Here is a 17660-nt window from a genome sequence, read left to right as displayed (position 1 = left end):
CACCCGGGCATCCGAATGTCGCCGGCGGACCGGCAAGCGGCAGCAGCGGCGCGTCGGTCACGGTTCCAGCCCGGCGGTGAAACTGGAGAGGTCAGCGGTCGAGCTGCATCCTCCGCCAGGTGAGCGCTGTCGCGACGACCGCCATGCCTGTGAAGGGCAGGAGCAACAGCAGCTGGATCGGGGTCACCGCCGTGCCACCGGAAACGGCCCAGAGGGCGGGCGCGGCCAGCGGCATCCATCCTCCCAGGCCCGCGAGCACGGAGACCTGTGCGAGGACCACGAGCCCGAGGGCGACGCTGACGCCGCCGAGGACTGACCGGCTTAGTGTCGCGGCCCAGGCGATCGGTGTGGCGATCGCGGCCGACATCACGCCGAGCGCTATCTGCCTGGCGAGCGCAGCCCAGTGGGCTTCGGTCAGGGGGCCGAGCCCGGCGAGCGTGCCGACGAGGAATAGGGCGATGCCGAGCAGCACGCTCATCGCCACCGCCCAGACGCCGTAGACGAGAAGTTTGGCGAGGGCGATCGTCGAGCGTCGGACGGGGAGGGCGAACAGTCCTGTGATGGTGCCGTCGCCGAACTCGCGTCCGACTATCCAGGCGAGCACAACGGCGAAACCGCCCAGCCCGCCGGCCCCGGTGATCTGGGCGGCGCCGAGCAGGAATCCCGTCCAGTCGCCGGTTGCGACGGGCCCGAGCTTGGCAAGAAGTTGCGGGTCGTCGGAGTGGGCGGCCAGCAGCATCGAACCGCTCAGCACGGATACGCCGATGACGATCGCGACCGATCCGACTCTTCCGACCGTGGATCCTGCCAGCTTGACGCCCTCGGCCCAGATCGCCGCTCTCATCGCCCCACTCGTTCATCGTCGATCCTGACCATCTCGAAGAACGCGCGCTCGATCTCCGGGGTCGCGGCATCGAGATCGCCGATGAGCCGTCCGGCGTTCATCACCACGATGCGATCGGCGATACGGGCAACCTCGTCGAGGTGGTGGCTGCTCACCAGAACCGCAGCGCCGTCGTCGGCGCGCCGCAGGAGGCTCTCCCGGAGACGGATCACCCCAGCGGGGTCCAGCGAGTTGGTCGGCTCGTCGAGCACGATGACGCTCGGGTCGTGCTGGAGTGCGGCGGCCAGTCCGACGCGCTGCTTGTTGCCGAGGGAGAGCGAGCGCACTCGACGGTCCGCATACTGATCCAACGCGAACTCGGTGATGATGCCCTCGACCGCGGCGTCGATGTGCGTGACTTGTCGCAGTCGGGCACTCAGCTGAAGGTTGCGGCGGGTCGAGAGTTCCGGGTATGCGAGCGGGTACTCCACCAGGTGCCCGACCTTCGCCCAGGCCTCGGCGGGTGCTTGGGGCAACAGACGCCCGGCGAGCCGAACGCTGCCGCTATCGGGACGGAGCATCCCCAGCAGCAGGCGCATCAGTGTTGACTTGCCCGCTCCGTTCAGGCCCACGAGGGTGACGACCTGTCCAGGGATGAGCGGGAGGTTGACGTCGAAGACACCCGCACCGTTGGCGAAGACCCGAGTGACTCCAGTGGCGCTCAGGGGCCCGGTCATCGCGGGTCGTCCTGAAGCACGCGACGTGCGGCGTCGATGGCCGTCGCGAGGTCGGGATCGGTGCCGTCTGCCCATTCGAGCAGGGCAGCGTTCAACGCTCCCATCGTCGCCCCGGCCGCGACGCGCGCTTCGGTCTTGGCGACGCCCCGCGCGATGAGGGCACTGGTGATGGCGTCCTCCGTCGACGCACTGTTCTGCGCGATGGCGCCACGTAGCGACGGCGTTCGTGACACGATCCGAAGTCGCTCCCGGATCTCCGCGCTCACGGGCGGCGGCACGGATACCCAGGCGTCCGCTATCCCGCGGATCGCGGCCACGATCGGGGACAGCCCTGGAGCTTGCTGCCCGATCGCGTCCGCGATGAACGGGTCGTACGGATCGTCGATCAGAACCGAGTCCTTCGATGGGAAGTGCCGGAAGAACGTCATCTCCGTAACCCCCGCTCGCTGGGCAATAGCAGCCGCAGTCGTCGCGTCATAGCCGCGCTCGTGAAATAGCTCCAGGGCGGCGCTCACCAGCGATGCGCGTGTCCGCTCAGCCCTCGTCATCATCCAATGTTAGTCGCTAACATCACCCTCCGCCAAGCGTGCCCTGATGGCGCCCACCTGTCGGAGGCGGTGGCGGCGACAGCTGCCCGGGAGTCACACCGACGGCGCCTTTGGCCGCCGAGACGGCGGACCACCACCTAATGCATCTGAATCTTGGTGACCTGCGCAGGCATCGGGCCTGCTTGGGTGTCGTTTGGGATGGCGTCCCTCAGGTCACGCCTCGGGTCGTTTCTGAGAAGTGGTCGGCCAGATGGTCTGATCCTGCTGCTGGTGCTGTCATGTCGGTGGTCAACACGGCGACCAGAAACTGGATCGGGCCGTAGACGTGCTCGGGCGTACTGCGCGTCAGCACGCGGACGAGCGTCACGGCCAGCGCACGAGGGATGTGGCGAATCCGGGGAGCGGTGCGCGCCGCGGTCAAGGCCGCGCGCGCGATCTCCTCGTGGCTGAAGAAGTCTGGGCCGCCCACCTCCACGTCCGTCGCGGGCGATAACGACGCGTCGACGCAGACGGTTGCGAGGTCACGGCCGGAGTTGGGGTTCATGATGCGACGGCCGTCGCCGATGACGTAGACCGTGCCGCGTCGCGCCATCGTCATGAACTGCTCCATGTCGGAGAAGTAGCCGGTGGGGCGCACCACGACGGACGAGACGGGAGATGCGCTGAGCGCGTCGACGAACCGCTCCTTGGCCGCGACCAACCGAACGGTCGCGCGAAGGTCCTGGCCGTGGAGGACCGAGATGTAGACGAACCGCGTGACGTTCGCCGCCTCGGCGGCGCGCAACAGGGCGAGGTTGCCGCCGTAGTCGGCATCCACATACCGCAGCCGGTCGCGCTGCCGGGTGATGCCGATGGTGGAGAAGACGGTGTCGATCCCCTCGATCACCCCAGCGAGCGTCGGCGGGTCGGTCACCTGCCCGACGAAGACATCCACCTCCGGCGCGAAGGTGGTCGCTTGCTGGGGTCGTCGGACAAAGACCCGCACCCGCCACCCGCGGTCAAGCAAGTCCGCCACCAGATGCCGACCCAGATAGACGGTAGCTCCCGCTACGAGCACACGCCTGACCTAACGTGCCGCGTTGGCCTTCATCCCCTTGCGTCGCTCAGCCACCCTCGATACTCTACAAGTAAGTGGTTACTTGCGGCATCTGTGTAGCCCGGTCTGGGTCGCGCTCATGCTTGGTTGATTGAGCAGAGGAGTCAATGTGCCCGTTCCACTCGCAGATCGTCGAAGCGGCAACGGGTTTCCCCGTGCGGTCGCGGAGCATGCGTCGTCGTGCCGGAGGCGAGGAGAGTTTTCACTTCTCCCGAGACTGGGCGCTTTATCGTGAACATCATCAACGAAGAAAGAATGGTGCATGCCAGCCCCGGGGCTGTTTGGGCGGTGATGAGCGACATCGCGCGATGGCCACACCTGCTCTCAACGGTCGACAAGGTGACGCCGCTGGACGCCGCCGCTGGCGGCGTGGGGGCCAGGTTCGCGGTCAAGCAGCCCGGAATTCCCGAACTGATCTACGAGGTTACGCAGTGGGTTCCGGACGAGAACTTCACCTGGGTGGCCATGTCTCGGGGAGTGCGCACCGTGGGACGGCACCTCATCAGCGCAGCCGAGGGCGGTGCTCACTTGCGCGTCAGTCTGGAATGGCAGGGACCACTGTCGAAGGTGATCACGGTCTTGTTCGGTACTCGGACGGCTAACTTCCTGCGTGTCGAGGCAGACACGTTCGCCGCATCAGCCATGCGCGAGTAGATGAATTCGCTCAAGCACGCGCGGTCCGGGGTCGTGGCCCGAATCGAGGTGAGCTTCGAGTCTGCCGAGCCGTCCGCTTTCAGTGCCTGTGCGCAGGTTCAGCCCGCTGAGTACTCGTCATACAACCAAGCAACAGTGTCATCAAGAAAGGACGGCTAATGGAGCGGACTCGCGACCCGGCCGCGCGACTCAAACGCAGATCACAACTCCTACGCTCTCCAGGGGTGAGGACGCTCGATCGATCCCTACACGATGGTACGCGGTTCTCGCTGGCTTACACCCGCACCGGCGCACCGAGTGACCGGCCCATCCTCGTGTTCCCCGGCGGACCTGGCCTTGCCTCTGTCGTTCCTTACGCAGCCCTGCGCCGGCGCGCGATGAAAATGGGCCTTGACGTCATCATGATGGAACACCGCGGTGTTGGCCTGTCTCGTACAGACGAGAACGGGACCGATCTTCCCCGCAGTTCGATAACGATCCGTCACGTGCTCGACGACGCTGCCGCGGTGCTCGACGCTGAGAACGTCGAGCAGGTGATCGTCTACGGCAGCTCCTACGGGAGCTACCTAGCGCAGGCTTCGGTGCGGCGTTCCCAGACCGCGTCGCGGGCATGATTCTGGACTCGCCGATCGTCGAGCCATCCTCCCAAGCCGCTGCGGGGCGCCGCCTGAACGATCTCTTCTGGCATGGAGAACCCGACACCAGCATGCTCGTTCCGCGGACCAAAAGGCTCATCGAGCAGGGCACCACCAGTACACAGGAGGCGGGATTCCCGCTCCAACTCCTCTACGAATTCGGCGGATTGCCCGCAATCGAAGCGATGCTTACCCTGCTCGAACAAGGCAAAGGCCGCCGTCTGTGGAAGTGGATCATCAAACTCGGCAACCGCGAGATCACCACCCCTAGCCCGTTCACAATGGAAGTTGACCTCGCCGGCGAAATCGCCTTCCGGGAACTGAACTTCGCTGCGCCTCCCAGCGACTGTCGCGACGAGCCACTCTCGCCCAGCAACGCATTCGTTGAGATCGCCGATAAGTTCTCGCCCTTCGAACGAGAACCGTTCGCGCTTCGCGCGGAGCTGCCCACGTTCACGTGGCCGCTGCTCGTCGTCTCGGGCGACCGTGACATCCGGGCACCCCGCGCCACCGCCGCTGAGATCGTCACCCTTGCACCCAATGGGGTACTCATTGAAGTGCGCGAACACGGGCACAGCGCGTTGGACACCGCTCAGGAGCTTGCCCTGCAGATCATGCGCGACCTCCGCGATTACCTCGCCGCTTCGGACTCCAGCACGCGGCCGCCCCTCCCTCACGACCCAACGGCAAGTCCGAGCCTCATGAGTCGAATCATCTCAACCAGACTTGCGCTCGCAAGAGCGCTCCCCGCACGGCTGAGCTAACACTCTTGAACGAGTACCTGACGCCCCGCGACCCCCCGCACTCCCAGCCGATCGTGCGGGCCGCCATCAGCGCGGTCACGCATGTTCATTTTGCGCACGCATGTTCATTTGCGTGCCGAGCCTTGATCATGCGCGGCGATTATGATGAGGGTGGCCAGGAGGGCACACCCCAGCTACCGGAAGCGGGCCTCACCTCGGCCCCTCAGGGCCTCACCAGCTGCTCACCGACCCGACGTCTCCTCCGCGTCGGCGTCCCCATGCAACCGGAGATCGTAGCGTGAGACGAATCCAGCGGCGTTCCACTGATGCGGTCCTCATCTTTGATGGTGACTGCGGATTCTGCACATCCGCCGTAGCGGTGATGAACCGCTGGCTACCCGCCCCGCCGCCAGCGGTCCCGTATCAGCAGGCCGATCTGTCAAGCCTTGGAGTCACCACTGCTGAGGCGTCTGAGCGTGTTTGGCTGGTTACATCCCGAGGACGTTACGGTGGCCACCTCGCAGTTTCCAGGATGATGTGCCACCAGCCGAATGTCTTCATGAGGTTCCTAGGCTGGCTCATGGCAGCACCTCCCTTCGCGCCATTGTCCGGCCTGGCCTACCGCCTCGTCTCCCGCAATCGTTATCGCCTGCCGGGAGGCACGCCGGCTTGCGCCCTTCGCCCGCCCGTCGACGGCCATAAGTCCACCCTCGATCGGGTGGGGTGTCGAAAGAACCCATCCGATCGGCCAACGGGTCGGTGACAGAGAAGCGGCGGCTGCTGACCAATAGACCTCTTTACCCCTGACGGGAACCAACGAGGGATCTAACGGTGACGAGGTCGTCACCCTCCGCCAAGGCTGGAAGGTCGCACACCCTCTGCCCCGCACCCGACCTGTCGCTGCATCCTCTTGCGCCTCTCAACGCACCTCACTATGCTACAAGTAAGTAGTTACTTGCAAGGAGTGATATGTCGCCTGCTGGAGGCAGTTCAACTCGGGCCCGGCTGATCGCGGAGTCGATGCGCCTCTTCGGTAGGCAGGGTTATGCCGGGACCACGGTGAGCGAGATCGAGGCCGCAGCCGGCCTTTCGGGCGGGTCCGGCAGCCTGTACCGGCACTTCCCCTCGAAGGAGGCGTTGCTGTCAGCTGGCATCCGGGAGCAGATCACCCAAGGAACGGAACTGCTCAACCGGATCGAGGCGGCAGGCGCTGCGGCCGATGCGCCGCTTCGTGCGAGTCTGACCGCCATTGCCGTTGCGGGACTTCGCCGATTGGAGCAGGAGCAAGACTTCAACAGGATCCTCGTCAAGGATCTCTCCCTCTTTCCTGAGCTGCTCGATATCGCCCGGACCGAGGAGATCGCCCGCATCCACGCCGCGATCGCCGGGTGGTTGCGCGCTCACGCCGCGTCAGGCAGTGAGTCGAAGGATTGGGCCGCGATAGCGACGGTCATCATCGGCTCGATCTCACACTTCTGGCTGCTGCGGGACATCTTCGGCACCCATCCCGCCGACGTGGACGAGGAGCGATACATCACTGCCCTCGTCGACATGGTGGTGGCGGGCTTGGCAGGCAACGAGGGCGAGACCGATGTCTCCCCACCGGAGCCTGAGCCCAACAACATCGCACGAACGAAGGAGTAGATCATGCGTGTTCTCGTGGCCGGCGCGTCCGGCACCCTCGGCGGCCCCCTCGTCCGCCAGCTCGTCCGGGCCGGCCACCAGGTGTCTGGCATCACCCGCTCCAGCCGCGGCGCCGACCGAATCGCGCAGACGGGAGGATCAGCGGTCACCGTCGACATCATGGATCGCGACGCCCTCCTGCGCGCCGTAGACGGGGAGCAGTTCGAGGCCGTCATCCATGAAGCCACGGCCCTCGCCAAGGCGACCGCCCGGCACAGCGACATGGCTCAGACCAACGCGCTCCGCACCCAGGGGACCGCTCATCTGATCGCCGCTGCTCAGGCCACCGGCGCCCGCAGATTTCTGACACAGTCGATCGTGTTCGGTTACGGCTACACGGACCACGGGACAACGGTGCTGATTGAAGACTCGCCGTTCGGAGTGCTCCGCGGGGACGCCTTCGACCCGCACGTCGAGGCAATGGTCTCCACCGAGCACCAGGCGATGCACACCGAGGGCATCGAAGGCATCGCCCTTCGCTACGGACTCCTTTACGGCGCCGACATCGACAACGTCGTGAGAATGCTCCGCAAGCGGATGCTGCCCGTGGTCCGCGGCGGTGGCGAGATTCCCTTCATCCACCATGAGGATGCCGCCGCCGCCACCGTCGCCGCGCTGGAGCGCGGGCAGGCGGGCAAGGCGTACAACATCGTGGACGACACGCCCGCCACGTTCCGCCAGCTCGTCACCGGCATCGCCGACGCGCGGCAGGCGCCGCGACCCCTCGTCGTGCCGCAATGGGTGTTGGCGATGGCCGCCCCGTACGGCAAGGCGCTCTTCGCCGGCATCTCGATGCGCGTCTCGAACGCTCGCGCTCAACACGAGTTGTCCTGGAAGCCGATGTACCCGTCGATCTCCGACGGGATCCGCGCGGGACAGGCGTATGAGGATCGGTGAGCATGGTGGACGGGCGCCGGGGTTGGATCGCGGTGACGGGGCTGCTGGTGTCGGGTCTGAGCATGCTGGTGTTCGGATTCTGGGCGTGGCTCTGGCCTGAGTCGTTCGCAGCGTTTACCGGGTTCGAGGTGCACACGCACTATCTTCACGACGCGGGCGTGTTCCAGATCGGGATCGGCATTGCCCTGTTGCTTTCGCTGTTTGTGGATGATGCCGTAACCGTTTCGCTCACGGCGTTCGTCGTGGCGAGCACGCTGCACACGGTGAATCACGGAATCGATCTTCATCTCGGAGGCGATCTCGCCTCGGTCTACGGGCTGGGAGCATTCAGCCTGGTGGGAGCGATCGCGCTCTTCGCTCGCCTGGTCACGCTGCATAGGTCGGAGGATCATCCACCTCCCCGCATGCGGCGGCGAAGTGAATCGACGCCAGGCCACCGTCAGTGAGCCTCCGGCTTGGCTCGGCAAACACGTTCCCGTCCACGCGGCGGTGGAACGGCCGCCGCCACGCCATCGGCCAGCACCCCACGCCCAACCAGCTCGAAGCCGGTTGGGCCGTCACGAACTGGATGAAAGACCACGCCGACGCCCTCGGGGTGGAGTACCTGATCTGGCAAGGCCGCATCTGGTCCGTCGCCCGCGACGCCGAGGGGTGGCGTGACTACAACGGCGGCGGCATGCACGACCCCGACGACGTCACCGGGGGCCACTACGACCACCTCCACATCACCGTCCGGTCCGGGAGCTGAGCGCCATGGACGTGTTCCCCGACTTCGACGGAATCGGTGGGATCGGCGACCTGCGCGCGGTGGTCGGGGCGCTGCTGACCTTCGTGCTCATCACCGCCGTCCTGATGCTGATCGTCTCCGCGATCATCTGGGCCGTCGCCGCCGCGAACGGCAACTACAGCGCCGCCGGGAAGGGCCGCAGCGGCGTCCTTGTCGCCCTCGGCACCGCGATCCTCGCCGGTGCCGGCGTGGCGTGGATGAACTGGCTCATCGACCTCGGCCAACAACTCTGACCCCTGCGCACGCTCGAAACTGCCGCCTCGGACGGCCCTGGGGATTGTCGCGCACCTGATCTGCGAACCCCATCCGTATTCCCCGCCCCGCAAGGGCGGGTTCGCTCGTCAGGAGACCCCACCGTGTTCGATCTCATCACCGCCCTGCCGGCACTGCTGCCGATGGATGTCGACATCACCCCAACGATGACGGCCTGCCCGGCATCACCCAACTGCGCACCATCGTCGGCGCGGTCATGACCGTCGGCCTGATCCTGTCCGTGCTCGCGCTGATCATCTCCGCGATCGTGTGGGGCTTCGGCGCCAACTCCTCCAACCCCCACCTCGCCGGCCGAGGAAAGGTCGGCGTCCTCGTGAGCTGCGGGCCGCGGTGATCTGCGGCGCCAGCGTGACGCTGATCAACTTCTTCTGGGACGTCGGCCAGCAGGTCTGACACCACCCGCCGTCTCGACCCCCTTGAAGGAGTGATTGCGGTGGGTGTGTGCGATATCCCCGTCATCTCGACCGTGTGCGACACCGCCGGCGAAGCCGCCGCGTCTCTGGTGGCGGCACCGTTCGACTGGCTTGCCCAAGCCATGGGTGCTGCCGCGGGCTGGCTGTTCGAGGCCGTGTGGTCCGTGTTCGACACCACCACGCTCGTCGATGTCACTCGGCCCGAGTACGTGGCGGTCTACAACCTGCTGTTCGGCATCGCCGTGTTCGTGATGCTGATCTTCTTCTGTCTCCAACTGCTCACCGGGCTGATCCGGCGTGACCCGACCGCCCTGTCCCGTGCCGCCCTCGGGTTGGCGAAGTCCGTGCTCGGCTCGTTCGTGGTGATCACGCTGACGGCGTTGCTGCTGGAGATCGTCGACCAGCTCTGTGTCGGGATCATCCAGGCCGCCGGGGAGACCACGGAATCCATGGGCGACAAGATCACGCTCCTCGCCGCCGGCCTGGTCGGGATCAACATCGCCGCCCCCGGGGTAGGCGCGATCATCACGATCTTCCTCGCCGGCCTGGCGATCGCCGCGGCGGCGATCGTGTGGCTGTCGTTGCTCGTGCGCAAGGCGCTCTTGCTGGTGGCGATCGTATTCGCACCCCTGGCGTTCTCCGGCGCCTCCTGGGACGCATCGCGCGGGTGGATCGGCAGGTGGGCGATGTTCGTCATCGCCCTGATCTGCTCCAAGCTCGTCCTGGTCGTGATGTTCCTCGTTGCCATCACCCAGGTGTCGGCACCCATCGATGGGGACCTGTCCTCGATCAGTGACCCGCTGGCGGGGATCGTGCTGATGGCAATGGCCGCGTTCGCCCCCTACCTGACCTACAAGTTCATCAGCTTCATCGGCTTCGACATGTACCACGCGATCGGCTCCGAACAGGACGCCAAGCAGGCCCTCAACCGGCCCGTCCCCACCCCGACCAAACCAGCCGGCGACGGCCCGAAGAACTTCTCGACGGAGGCAACAGCAGCGGAAGTAGTGAAAGCAGTGGGAGTGGGAGCGGTGGGAAGACGCCACCCCAGGCCAAGACGGCTGCGCCTCAGGCATCCGGAAGCGGTGCCGGTGCCGCTGGAGGCGCGAGCACCGCGGGTGGGTCCGCCGGGGCGGGGGCGGGTGCGGGTGGGGGGGTTGCGGCGGCGGGTCCGGCCGCGGCAGCGGTAGTCGCGGGGAAGGTCGCCAAGGACGCCGCCACCGCCGGCCCTATGGCCGGCACGGCCCTTGGTAAGCAGGCCGAGACCGCTGCCGACAGCGCCGGGCGGACCGGCGCGACACCCCCTCCTGCCGCGTCCTCGACGTCGTCCGCCCCGGCACACAAGTCTCCGCCGGCTGCGGAGCCGAGGACACCGTCGGCGGGTCCCTCGCAACCGGCGCCACCTGCGCCGAAGCCGACCCCGCCGCCGGCACCGAAGCCCACCGGGAAGGACTGAGACAGCCATGACCTCCAAGCAGAAGGAATCCTCCACGGAGCTGCTGCCGGTCAAGTTCTCCCGCCTCACCCGCCGCGGCATCCTCCTCGGCCTGTCCCTGGCCCAGCTCATCACCCTCGCCACGGGCGTCCTCGCCGTCGTCGGCGCCCTGTATGCCGGCGGTGGCATCCTGCTGGCCTACACCGCACCGGTCTGGGTGCTCGCCGCTGCGCTGACCTGGGTACCCGTCGCCGGGCGCCCGGCTGTGGAGTGGCTGCCGGTGGCGGCCTGGTGGGTCTGGCGCACCACCGCAGGTCAACTCCTCTACCGGCGCCGCATCGTGGCACCGCGTCCGGCCGGCACACTCGCGCTGCCCGGGGACGTGGCCCGCCTGCGCGAGTACACCGACCCCGAGACCGGGGCCGGGAACAGATCCGACGCCGACGTCGAAGCAAGAAACAGAGCACAGATGGGCCCACTGGCGTCTCGACTGAGGATGCGCACCGGGCGCCAGAACTGAAGTTCATCTACGCACTTCGAGACAGCGTCTTCGAGAAGCTGGGCACTGATCAGGCGCCAACGGCGCCGGATGGGTCAATCATCGCCACTGGCACGAGGCGCGACGCCGCCGACGATGAAGTTCAGCGGGCAAACCGCACCAAGTTCTTCGACCTGGTGATACCCATGGTTCCCTTCATCACTCACCGCAACGCTCGCGACTTGATGCTCACAACTATGCGAGGGACCGGAGTCTCTCGAGATCTCATTAACGTCGCGGCCAGGTTCGTGGCGGACTGCGACTCATCACCAACCTGCGCAATGAGTACGACATTTACGCGGACCGCCTGTTGGCGCCACTCACTCGCATGCCGGGACTGGAGCCCGATCAGATGTTCGCTCTCATCCTCTACAAGAGCGTCCACATGGCCGACTTCGAGGCCATCCGACTGGGCTCCAGTGACCTCGACAGGCTCCACGACGCGTGGCGGGAGATCGTCAACGATTCCCTCAGCGACGCACACGAACGCGACCGCGATGCAACCAACCGGGTCGAATCCACAGACGTTGACGTTGCACGGGCAAAAGCTCTGGGAGACCGACTCGAACTCATCGCCCAAGCGATGACGGCGCACGTGCCGCAAGCCACGTCTGTGTTCCTGGACGGACTGCAGCGCCAGGGTGACGATCTCAGACAGCCCGCGTTCTGGCACCGGGTCGCCGCTCAAGACGTCTCAATAATGATCACCAACCCCCACAATTCCTTGAACATCACGCTGTCGCGAGGGCAACTCGAAACCCTGATGGGTGAGCGTCTTAGCGCGATTGAGTGGAGGCAGATTGACAAACGAACCGCACAATTCGACCAACGAAAGGCGCGCGACGACATCGCCTTCCTCCGGCACCACGGCTGGAGTCAACTTCACGCCCGCCCTGAGTTCACATCCAAATCAGCCAGTGGCGAACCAGAGAACTTCGCGGAAGCGACCAACAGGATCCTCACTTCACGACTTGCCCGGGCACTGGTGGTCGCCGGTTATATCAACGAATACTTCGCCCTGTACGTGTCCATGTACTACGGGCAGCACTTGCGTCCTCGAGCTCTGAACTACTCCATCCACGCCCTGGACCGCGGCGTCGCCGACATCAACGCCGACCTCGACGCAGATGATGTAGAAGCCATCATCACTGACAAGGGCACCGACGTCTTCCGGGACCGCGCCGCCTACAACGTCAGCGTGCTCGACCACCTACTCACTAAACGACCCTCGGAGGCGAAGATGATGGTTGAGCAACTCGCCACCTGGGACTCTCCCGACCGCGACTTTGCCGAGATCTACCTGAAGTCAGGAAAGGAACAGGTCACGCTGGTTCGGCTACTGGCACCCCTCATACCGGGAGCTATCACGAGCTTTGTGATGGACGCTCCGCGAGAGATGCTCGCCCAGGTGGTCGACGCCGCACTGGACTACAGCGGCGCACTGGTCGAGGGTGATGTCATCAACCAAGTCGTTATCGACAACTACCGGCAGTTCCCATCAATCAGCGAGGCCGCTGGGCCAACGGGCCTCGCCCGCCGAAAGCATCAGACGATGGACGCAATAGCAAAGCTTGGGATCCAACTGCCCGCCACCTCGCCTCTCACATCGATCGCGCGCGGGCGTGCGGTCGCACTCAACGCATACCAATTGAACGAGGAGAACATCGCAGACCTAACCAGGCAAGACTCGCTCGCCCTCGACGCCGTCCTCGCCGGGAGCCCGCCTGTCTACAATGTAGCCTTGGCACGAGCAGGTGAGTATCTTGCCCTTGTCCGCAGCCGTGACGATGCGGTGACCATCAGCGACCCGCATCAGTTCCTGCCAATCATTCGCGACGCCATCGAGGCAGCACTCGATCCTCACCAGCTCGCTCACCTCATCCGAGCCTCGTCCTCCGACTGCCACGTTGAGAACCTGTCGGACGCCCCAGAATCAGTCTGGTCAACGCTCGCAGCCCAACATCGAATGACGCCCTCCGCATCGAATCTGCTGAAATACTTGGACCACGCCGGCTCCATCGACGACAGCGCGGCGAAACTACTTGAACGGGTCGAAACGATATCGGCCACCAATCAAGTCCCTGACGCCGACCGGGGCCGGCTCGCTGCAGCGATACTCAACGCCCGTGACTCGATACCTTCAGCCGACCATAGGGTGAACCTCGCGGCGAGCCTCCAGCTACCGGCGCCACTCGACACCAGTTCGTTGAGCCCCGAAAGTGGCCAGCTGGTGGGCCTGCTCATCCGTGCAAAGATGCTGGCCGACCATGAAGCCACGTTCGCCAGCGAGTTGATGGTTGACTGGCCCACCCGCGAGGCAGCGCTCGCCCAGTCGAGCCAAGCCCCCGACTTCATCTCACCGCTGTCACTCCCGCCGCAGAATCTCACCCAGTTCTTTCACAGTGGCGACATCCCTCAGCGCCTCAAAGAATCCGTTCTGAGCAGAATCACGGCCTTCATTCCCTCGGCCGACAAGGACGGGGTGTGTGCCACCACAGAGTTTGCGATCAGCATCGCCGCTGACCTCCAGATCACCACCATCGACCAGCTGAGAGAGTCAGGAGCGCCTGACCGCGACATCGTGGCACTACTTGTCGACTCCAAATCGGTCACACCGGCAGACATTTCGACCCAACTGCGCATGTTGGCAGAGCCGTATCCGGCAATCGCTGACCGCGGATATGGCCGCAAGGTCGTCCCGGCTGACGACATTCACGTGCGACTGCTCGAAATCCTCCGAAAGGCCGGCATCGTGAGCAAGCACGAACCGGAGAAGGACGGCCGGGCCGTTTACCTTCGAAGGCCGCCGAATGCATAGATGGCCCAACTGGTCGAGATCGATCGGGCCGGTCCACTCCTCTGTATCGACCTTGATCTCCTCGTTCGTGACCCCGGACCGCGCCCCCAGGTCCACAACCGCGCGAGATCCGCTACGCCCCTCACCTACACGCTCCGCGTGGAGCAACTTTCAGCCATGAACCCATCCGCCTCTAGTGGTCGAACGTGCTGCATTCGGCAAGGTCAACCGCCCGGACGGCGGCATGAGCGGGCCTGCGCGTTCGGGTGAACACCAGCCGAAGGCCACCCTCACGCACAGTGCGGCATGTCAGTGCGTTTGTTCGGCCCTAGACTCCGTCGAGTGACCGCTGGGCAGATGCCAACTACCGATGCCGTTCGTGAGCTGATTCGACGGCTTCTTGACCTGGGCGACTTCTGTGGCCGCGAACAAGTCCTCGCTCAAGTTGACTGCGTGGAATACGTCGAGGGCCCTGTGACGATGATGGATCTCCGTGTCGTCGGCGAGTGCCCATCAGCCATCGGCGTGGCAAGTCCAGCGCCATTGAGTCCGACGGTCGTCGACGAGCGCGGGGAGCCGATCGGCGAACTGCTCCTGTGGCTAGATGCCCAGGGATACCTCAACTGCCTCGAGTACGCCTGGTTCAGCGATGAGATGCCGACCGTCTTGCCCCCACCCAGTCGCGTCGTGGAGCGATGACGCTCGGCGCCCCGTCGTCGCTCGTTGATGTATCACCCGCGCCAGACGCGGCATCTCAGTGCGGTTGATCGGGTGGCTCGGATGTGGGCTCCCATCGGAGGAAGACCCACATCTCAGCGCCTTCGAGGTCGCGCGCCGCGTGGTCGACAGCAACGAAATCAGTGGACATGTCGGGAAGGAAGTCCGACAAGAAGTAGGTCTCGGTCATGGACACGCACTCACGTTGGAGAGGGCCTACTTCGCCTTCGTACAGGAAACGTGCAGCAACGTGGGCACCGCGATCCAGATCCCCGGTGAACGCAACTGCTACACCACGGAGATCTGGCGTCACTTGTTCCCAAAGAGCGCGTTGCATGGACAACAGAACAGCCGTTCGGAGGTCGTGACTCACGAGTCGCAGTCTGCCCGAGACGCGCACCCTCCTGCATCCTGCGGCTCGGCTGGATCGCCCCACGCGCGCCGTGCGGCAAATCCGGATGCTGCCGACTGATGCTCAGGGGGAGTCAGCGGGGGCAACTTTCGGGTGCCGAACCCAGTCCGTTCCCGTCCAGTGGAACACGTCTCCTGTGCTCCAAGTGCTCATCAGCCAGAGGTGGTTGATGCCCGGCGGGAGCTCCGGAGTGATGGAGGGCAAGGGTCCATTTGGCCGCATCAAAACGTCTGTGGCGACGAACGGCGCAGTGGTGAATCCCGGAAACAAAATGGCCATGTGCTGTTCGTCGCGATCAGCGCGGCGCAGCTTGTCGAGGTTGTGGCGCTGTTCCGGAAGAGCGAGCCACTCGCCAACCCAGCTCGCAAGATCATTGCCGGAGTCAGGTACGGCGCCCCCCAGTCGCTCTGAAGGCAGGTCGACAGTCAAATAGATTGAGCCTGGGAAGGTGGTCGGGCCTTGATGGGCCTCTACCACGCCCAGCGAGCGCAATCGCGACGCATGGGCTTCACGACCCCATTCGTCGACCTCGCATACTCCATTCCTCTCCATGTCACGAAGGATCTCTGGCAACGCTGTGCGTAGTTTGTTGACCCGCGCGGTGGGCCGTGCTGCTATCGACCAGCCGCCCACCAGGTCAGGCTCCGTCCATCGACCCTGTCGGCCACCGTTCGCAACGTTCCAGAACTCGATTGTGGCTTCGTCGGCCGCAGAGGTGACTTCGCAGCAGCCGAAGATCCGACCGTCGCGAACCAAGTCAAGGTCGTGCATCCCGTCCTTGCTGCCGTCGTCGTGGACCCGAACGACGACACCCACCAGCGCCGCCTCGAGGTTGAGCGCCACCCAGGCCTCTGCGCCCGAACCCGTCATGGCACATACATATCAGCCGACGAACTCGCGGCATGAGCGGATGCCCGCCGAGCCTGAGCCAAGCGGTTCAGTCCAGGAGTTCGGGATGCAACCGCAACCATACAAAAGTGGCCAGTGGGATGATGGCCAGTGTAATAGCGAGAACTCGAAGCAACCAGTGGGACTTGGTCCTTCGGAATGCTAACCACCAACACATCTGCATCACCGCGCACAAGAGGATCAACAGCACTCCGGGCCACGGCTCGCCCGCTTGGTAGTCGTAGCAGCAGTACGGCGCGTTTTCAGGCCCTCGTGGGTTGATCCAGGTGACCCATATCCAGAAGAACGCGTTGGCCAGTGGGAACCAACCGGCTGCGGCGAGTATCGACCACCATTCACGACCTCTCGCGCCCAGGACATCCAGGGATGCCGCCGTCACTAGGCAGCCGAAAAGGAAGCTGGCGGGAACCGACATCACGAGGATGAAGTAATGCGGCGGCTCGCTGGCGCGCCAAATCGGCGCCACCGTGGTCAGGTAGAAAGCTGCGCCAATGATCGCTCCCGCCAACAAAACTATGACCACGTCGTGGCGTCGCGCGCGAATCGGCGAGACAGACGACGTTTGTGGCACCTGTCCATTGTGCGTGGACCAGGCAAGCACCTTGGGTCGAGAGGTCGCCCTCGACGACTCCACGGCACTTCGAAGAGCGGATCCAGGTGCGGCAGTTGAGGGCGGTTGTGCTCGGGGCCGCGGCCAGCCGGAAGGCTACCCGCACACACCGCGGCAGTGCGGGCGTTTTCAGTGAACGCTGGCCTGTTCCTCGCTACGGTGAGCGCATGGAGTACTCCGAGCTCGCCGGGCTGGATGGTGTACTTCTCGAAGATTCATGGGTGCTCGACATTGCACCGAGCGAACGACACATCGCGTTCCGGATTGAAGCGGTGCTCCTTCCCGGTCACTCGGCTTATGCCGATCCCAAGCCGGGTGAGGTGTACTGCTTTCGATCGGGCTGGCTTAGCGTCGCTAGCTCCGAAGCCGTGAGCGTGGAGCTGTCCGGAGCCCAGCCAGCTGTAGATGCTTCAGGGGCAACCGACCTTGGGAACATCGACGGCTTCGCCGAGGTGTCGGACGATCTGTGGGTTCTCGAAGGTGATTGGGGCCGGGCCACAGTGAACTCACCTCGCGTCGACCTTGTCCTTGACTAGCGCCCGCCTGGCGGTAATTGAGGGCGGTCGTGCTCGGGAGGCCGAAGCCGAAGGCTACCCTCGCACACTGCGGCAGATCCGGACGTTCGGCAGACGATGCTCGCCTTGGCGAAGTCCCCTCCACCCGCACCTGAGTCTGCCGCCACGGAGCCGGGGACCTCGTTGGAGGGCGTGCGAGACTCTGGTCATGAACCACCGCCAGCAGGGGGACGTGGACAAGTTGCGCCGCGATCAGAGCGGGGTTTGCTGGTGGTGCGGCGGGGTAGGTGATAGCCGCGAACACCGTCACAAAGCAAGCGTGTTGCGCCGCATGTGGGGCTCCGACGGACTCTACCTGGGGAAGGAGGGTCAGGACGTCTACGAACTTCGCAGCTGGAGAAGCCAGGCGGTCAAGTTCGGGAAGGTGCTCTGCCAGAA

The 17660-nt window shown here is 64.9% G+C and carries 22 protein-coding genes and 1 pseudogene; 16 read left to right on the top strand and 7 right to left on the bottom strand.

The window, feature by feature from the left end; all coding sequences use genetic code 11:
• Nucleotides 1-91: 91 nt before the first annotated feature.
• From OIE40_RS16485 to OIE40_RS16470, 4 genes are all read right to left on the bottom strand, one after another.
• Nucleotides 92-844 carry an ABC transporter permease gene (locus tag OIE40_RS16485; RefSeq protein ID WP_264704079.1) on the bottom strand — a complete coding sequence of 251 codons (753 nt, stop codon included), beginning with the start codon at nucleotides 842-844 and terminating at the stop codon, nucleotides 92-94.
• Entirely contained in the window at nucleotides 841-1560 is a 720-nt protein-coding gene (locus tag OIE40_RS16480) for an ABC transporter ATP-binding protein (RefSeq protein ID WP_264704077.1), read from the bottom strand. Before OIE40_RS16480 ends, OIE40_RS16485 begins: the two co-directional genes overlap by 4 nt.
• Nucleotides 1557-2075, bottom strand: coding sequence for a TetR/AcrR family transcriptional regulator (locus OIE40_RS16475; protein ID WP_264704075.1), 519 nt, complete (start codon nucleotides 2073-2075; stop codon nucleotides 1557-1559). The genes OIE40_RS16480 and OIE40_RS16475 overlap by 4 nt, the downstream gene beginning before the upstream one ends.
• A 241-nt stretch (nucleotides 2076-2316) precedes the next feature.
• The gene (locus OIE40_RS16470) at nucleotides 2317-3165 is read right to left on the bottom strand and encodes an NAD(P)H-binding protein (protein WP_264704073.1); all 849 of its coding nucleotides are present in this window, start codon (nucleotides 3163-3165) and stop codon (nucleotides 2317-2319) included.
• Nucleotides 3166-3435: 270 nt separating this feature from the next.
• Here OIE40_RS16470 and OIE40_RS16465 point away from each other — a divergent pair, with 270 nt between their 5' ends.
• The 14 genes and pseudogenes from OIE40_RS16465 (at nucleotide 3436) to OIE40_RS16405 (ending at nucleotide 14758) form a co-directional block, all read left to right on the top strand.
• A complete protein-coding gene (locus tag OIE40_RS16465; protein ID WP_264704072.1) occupies nucleotides 3436-3858 on the top strand; it encodes an SRPBCC family protein in 423 nt (140 codons plus the stop codon).
• Nucleotides 3859-4082: 224 nt separating this feature from the next.
• The gene (locus OIE40_RS16460; RefSeq protein WP_264704070.1) at nucleotides 4083-4472 is read left to right on the top strand and encodes an alpha/beta fold hydrolase; all 390 of its coding nucleotides are present in this window, start codon (nucleotides 4083-4085) and stop codon (nucleotides 4470-4472) included.
• On the top strand, nucleotides 4469-5257 hold the full coding sequence (locus tag OIE40_RS16455) for an alpha/beta fold hydrolase (protein ID WP_264704068.1): 789 nt from the start codon (nucleotides 4469-4471) through the stop codon (nucleotides 5255-5257). Before OIE40_RS16460 ends, OIE40_RS16455 begins: the two co-directional genes overlap by 4 nt.
• Before the next feature lie 277 nt (nucleotides 5258-5534).
• The gene (locus OIE40_RS17095; RefSeq protein WP_413774509.1) at nucleotides 5535-5999 is read left to right on the top strand and encodes a thiol-disulfide oxidoreductase DCC family protein; all 465 of its coding nucleotides are present in this window, start codon (nucleotides 5535-5537) and stop codon (nucleotides 5997-5999) included.
• Nucleotides 6000-6205: 206 nt separating this feature from the next.
• A complete protein-coding gene (locus OIE40_RS16450; RefSeq protein ID WP_264704066.1) occupies nucleotides 6206-6880 on the top strand; it encodes a TetR/AcrR family transcriptional regulator in 675 nt (224 codons plus the stop codon).
• Nucleotides 6881-6883: 3 nt separating this feature from the next.
• Complete coding sequence (locus tag OIE40_RS16445; protein WP_264704065.1) at nucleotides 6884-7816, top strand: NAD-dependent epimerase/dehydratase family protein; 933 nt, start codon at nucleotides 6884-6886, stop codon at nucleotides 7814-7816.
• The gene (locus OIE40_RS16440) at nucleotides 7813-8262 is read left to right on the top strand and encodes a hypothetical protein (RefSeq protein WP_264704063.1); all 450 of its coding nucleotides are present in this window, start codon (nucleotides 7813-7815) and stop codon (nucleotides 8260-8262) included. Before OIE40_RS16445 ends, OIE40_RS16440 begins: the two co-directional genes overlap by 4 nt.
• A complete protein-coding gene (locus OIE40_RS17150) occupies nucleotides 8259-8564 on the top strand; it encodes a VldE C-terminal domain-containing protein (protein ID WP_483403796.1) in 306 nt (101 codons plus the stop codon). The genes OIE40_RS16440 and OIE40_RS17150 overlap by 4 nt, the downstream gene beginning before the upstream one ends.
• A 5-nt stretch (nucleotides 8565-8569) precedes the next feature.
• Nucleotides 8570-8836 carry a DUF6112 family protein gene (locus OIE40_RS16430; RefSeq protein ID WP_264704059.1) on the top strand — a complete coding sequence of 89 codons (267 nt, stop codon included), beginning with the start codon at nucleotides 8570-8572 and terminating at the stop codon, nucleotides 8834-8836.
• 236 nt (nucleotides 8837-9072) lie between these two features.
• Nucleotides 9073-9210 (top strand): DUF6112 family protein, encoded by a 138-nt coding sequence (locus OIE40_RS17125; protein WP_425326176.1) that lies wholly within the window; start codon nucleotides 9073-9075, stop codon nucleotides 9208-9210.
• 99 nt (nucleotides 9211-9309) lie between these two features.
• Complete coding sequence (locus OIE40_RS16420) at nucleotides 9310-10479, top strand: conjugal transfer protein TrbL (RefSeq protein ID WP_264704057.1); 1170 nt, start codon at nucleotides 9310-9312, stop codon at nucleotides 10477-10479.
• Between the two features lie 273 nt (nucleotides 10480-10752).
• Nucleotides 10753-11244: a PrgI family protein gene (locus OIE40_RS16415; protein ID WP_264704055.1), complete on the top strand. Its 492-nt coding sequence runs from the start codon at nucleotides 10753-10755 to the stop codon at nucleotides 11242-11244.
• Nucleotides 11157-14080 (top strand): annotated as a pseudogene (locus OIE40_RS16410) (YobI family P-loop NTPase). The gene OIE40_RS16415 and the pseudogene OIE40_RS16410 overlap by 88 nt, the downstream one beginning before the upstream one ends.
• Nucleotides 14081-14401: 321 nt before the next feature.
• The gene (locus tag OIE40_RS16405; protein WP_264704051.1) at nucleotides 14402-14758 is read left to right on the top strand and encodes a hypothetical protein; all 357 of its coding nucleotides are present in this window, start codon (nucleotides 14402-14404) and stop codon (nucleotides 14756-14758) included.
• A 55-nt stretch (nucleotides 14759-14813) separates the two neighbouring features.
• Here the strand turns inward: OIE40_RS16405 and OIE40_RS17145 are convergent, their stop codons facing one another.
• From OIE40_RS17145 to OIE40_RS16390, 3 genes are all read right to left on the bottom strand, one after another.
• Nucleotides 14814-15149 (bottom strand): MafI2 family immunity protein, encoded by a 336-nt coding sequence (locus OIE40_RS17145; protein WP_483403795.1) that lies wholly within the window; start codon nucleotides 15147-15149, stop codon nucleotides 14814-14816.
• A 102-nt stretch (nucleotides 15150-15251) separates the two neighbouring features.
• Nucleotides 15252-16031 carry a hypothetical protein gene (locus OIE40_RS16395; protein ID WP_264704049.1) on the bottom strand — a complete coding sequence of 260 codons (780 nt, stop codon included), beginning with the start codon at nucleotides 16029-16031 and terminating at the stop codon, nucleotides 15252-15254.
• A 94-nt stretch (nucleotides 16032-16125) separates the two neighbouring features.
• Nucleotides 16126-16668: a hypothetical protein gene (locus OIE40_RS16390; protein WP_264704047.1), complete on the bottom strand. Its 543-nt coding sequence runs from the start codon at nucleotides 16666-16668 to the stop codon at nucleotides 16126-16128.
• A gap of 206 nt (nucleotides 16669-16874) precedes the next feature.
• On the opposite strand from OIE40_RS16390, the gene OIE40_RS16385 reads away from it, so the two are divergent.
• Both OIE40_RS16385 and OIE40_RS16380 read left to right on the top strand, forming a co-directional pair.
• Nucleotides 16875-17243 (top strand): hypothetical protein, encoded by a 369-nt coding sequence (locus tag OIE40_RS16385; protein WP_264704045.1) that lies wholly within the window; start codon nucleotides 16875-16877, stop codon nucleotides 17241-17243.
• Between the two features lie 211 nt (nucleotides 17244-17454).
• Nucleotides 17455-17660: hypothetical protein (locus OIE40_RS16380; protein ID WP_264704042.1), on the top strand; the 206-nt coding region annotated here is incomplete at its 3' end.

This window comes from Micropruina sonneratiae (assembly GCF_025972045.1).
Classification (GTDB): Bacteria; Actinomycetota; Actinomycetes; order Propionibacteriales; family Propionibacteriaceae; genus Micropruina; species Micropruina sonneratiae.
This window is presented reverse-complemented; position numbering and strand designations above follow the sequence as displayed.

Bases quoted from the DNA above. Each gene is read 5' to 3' on its own strand.
- OIE40_RS16455 (WP_264704068.1), top strand. From the start codon at position 4,469: ATGATTCTGGACTCGCCGATCGTCGAGCCATCCTCCCAAGCCGCTGCG.
- OIE40_RS16445 (WP_264704065.1), top strand. From the start codon at position 6,884: ATGCGTGTTCTCGTGGCCGGCGCGTCCGGCACCCTCGGCGGCCCCCTC.
- OIE40_RS16450 (WP_264704066.1), top strand. From the start codon at position 6,206: ATGTCGCCTGCTGGAGGCAGTTCAACTCGGGCCCGGCTGATCGCGGAG.
- OIE40_RS17125 (WP_425326176.1), top strand. From the start codon at position 9,073: ATGACCGTCGGCCTGATCCTGTCCGTGCTCGCGCTGATCATCTCCGCG.
- OIE40_RS16480 (WP_264704077.1), bottom strand. From the start codon at position 1,560: ATGACCGGGCCCCTGAGCGCCACTGGAGTCACTCGGGTCTTCGCCAAC.
- OIE40_RS16485 (WP_264704079.1), bottom strand. From the start codon at position 844: ATGAGAGCGGCGATCTGGGCCGAGGGCGTCAAGCTGGCAGGATCCACG.
- OIE40_RS16415 (WP_264704055.1), top strand. From the start codon at position 10,753: ATGACCTCCAAGCAGAAGGAATCCTCCACGGAGCTGCTGCCGGTCAAG.
- OIE40_RS16385 (WP_264704045.1), top strand. From the start codon at position 16,875: ATGGAGTACTCCGAGCTCGCCGGGCTGGATGGTGTACTTCTCGAAGAT.
- OIE40_RS16430 (WP_264704059.1), top strand. From the start codon at position 8,570: ATGGACGTGTTCCCCGACTTCGACGGAATCGGTGGGATCGGCGACCTG.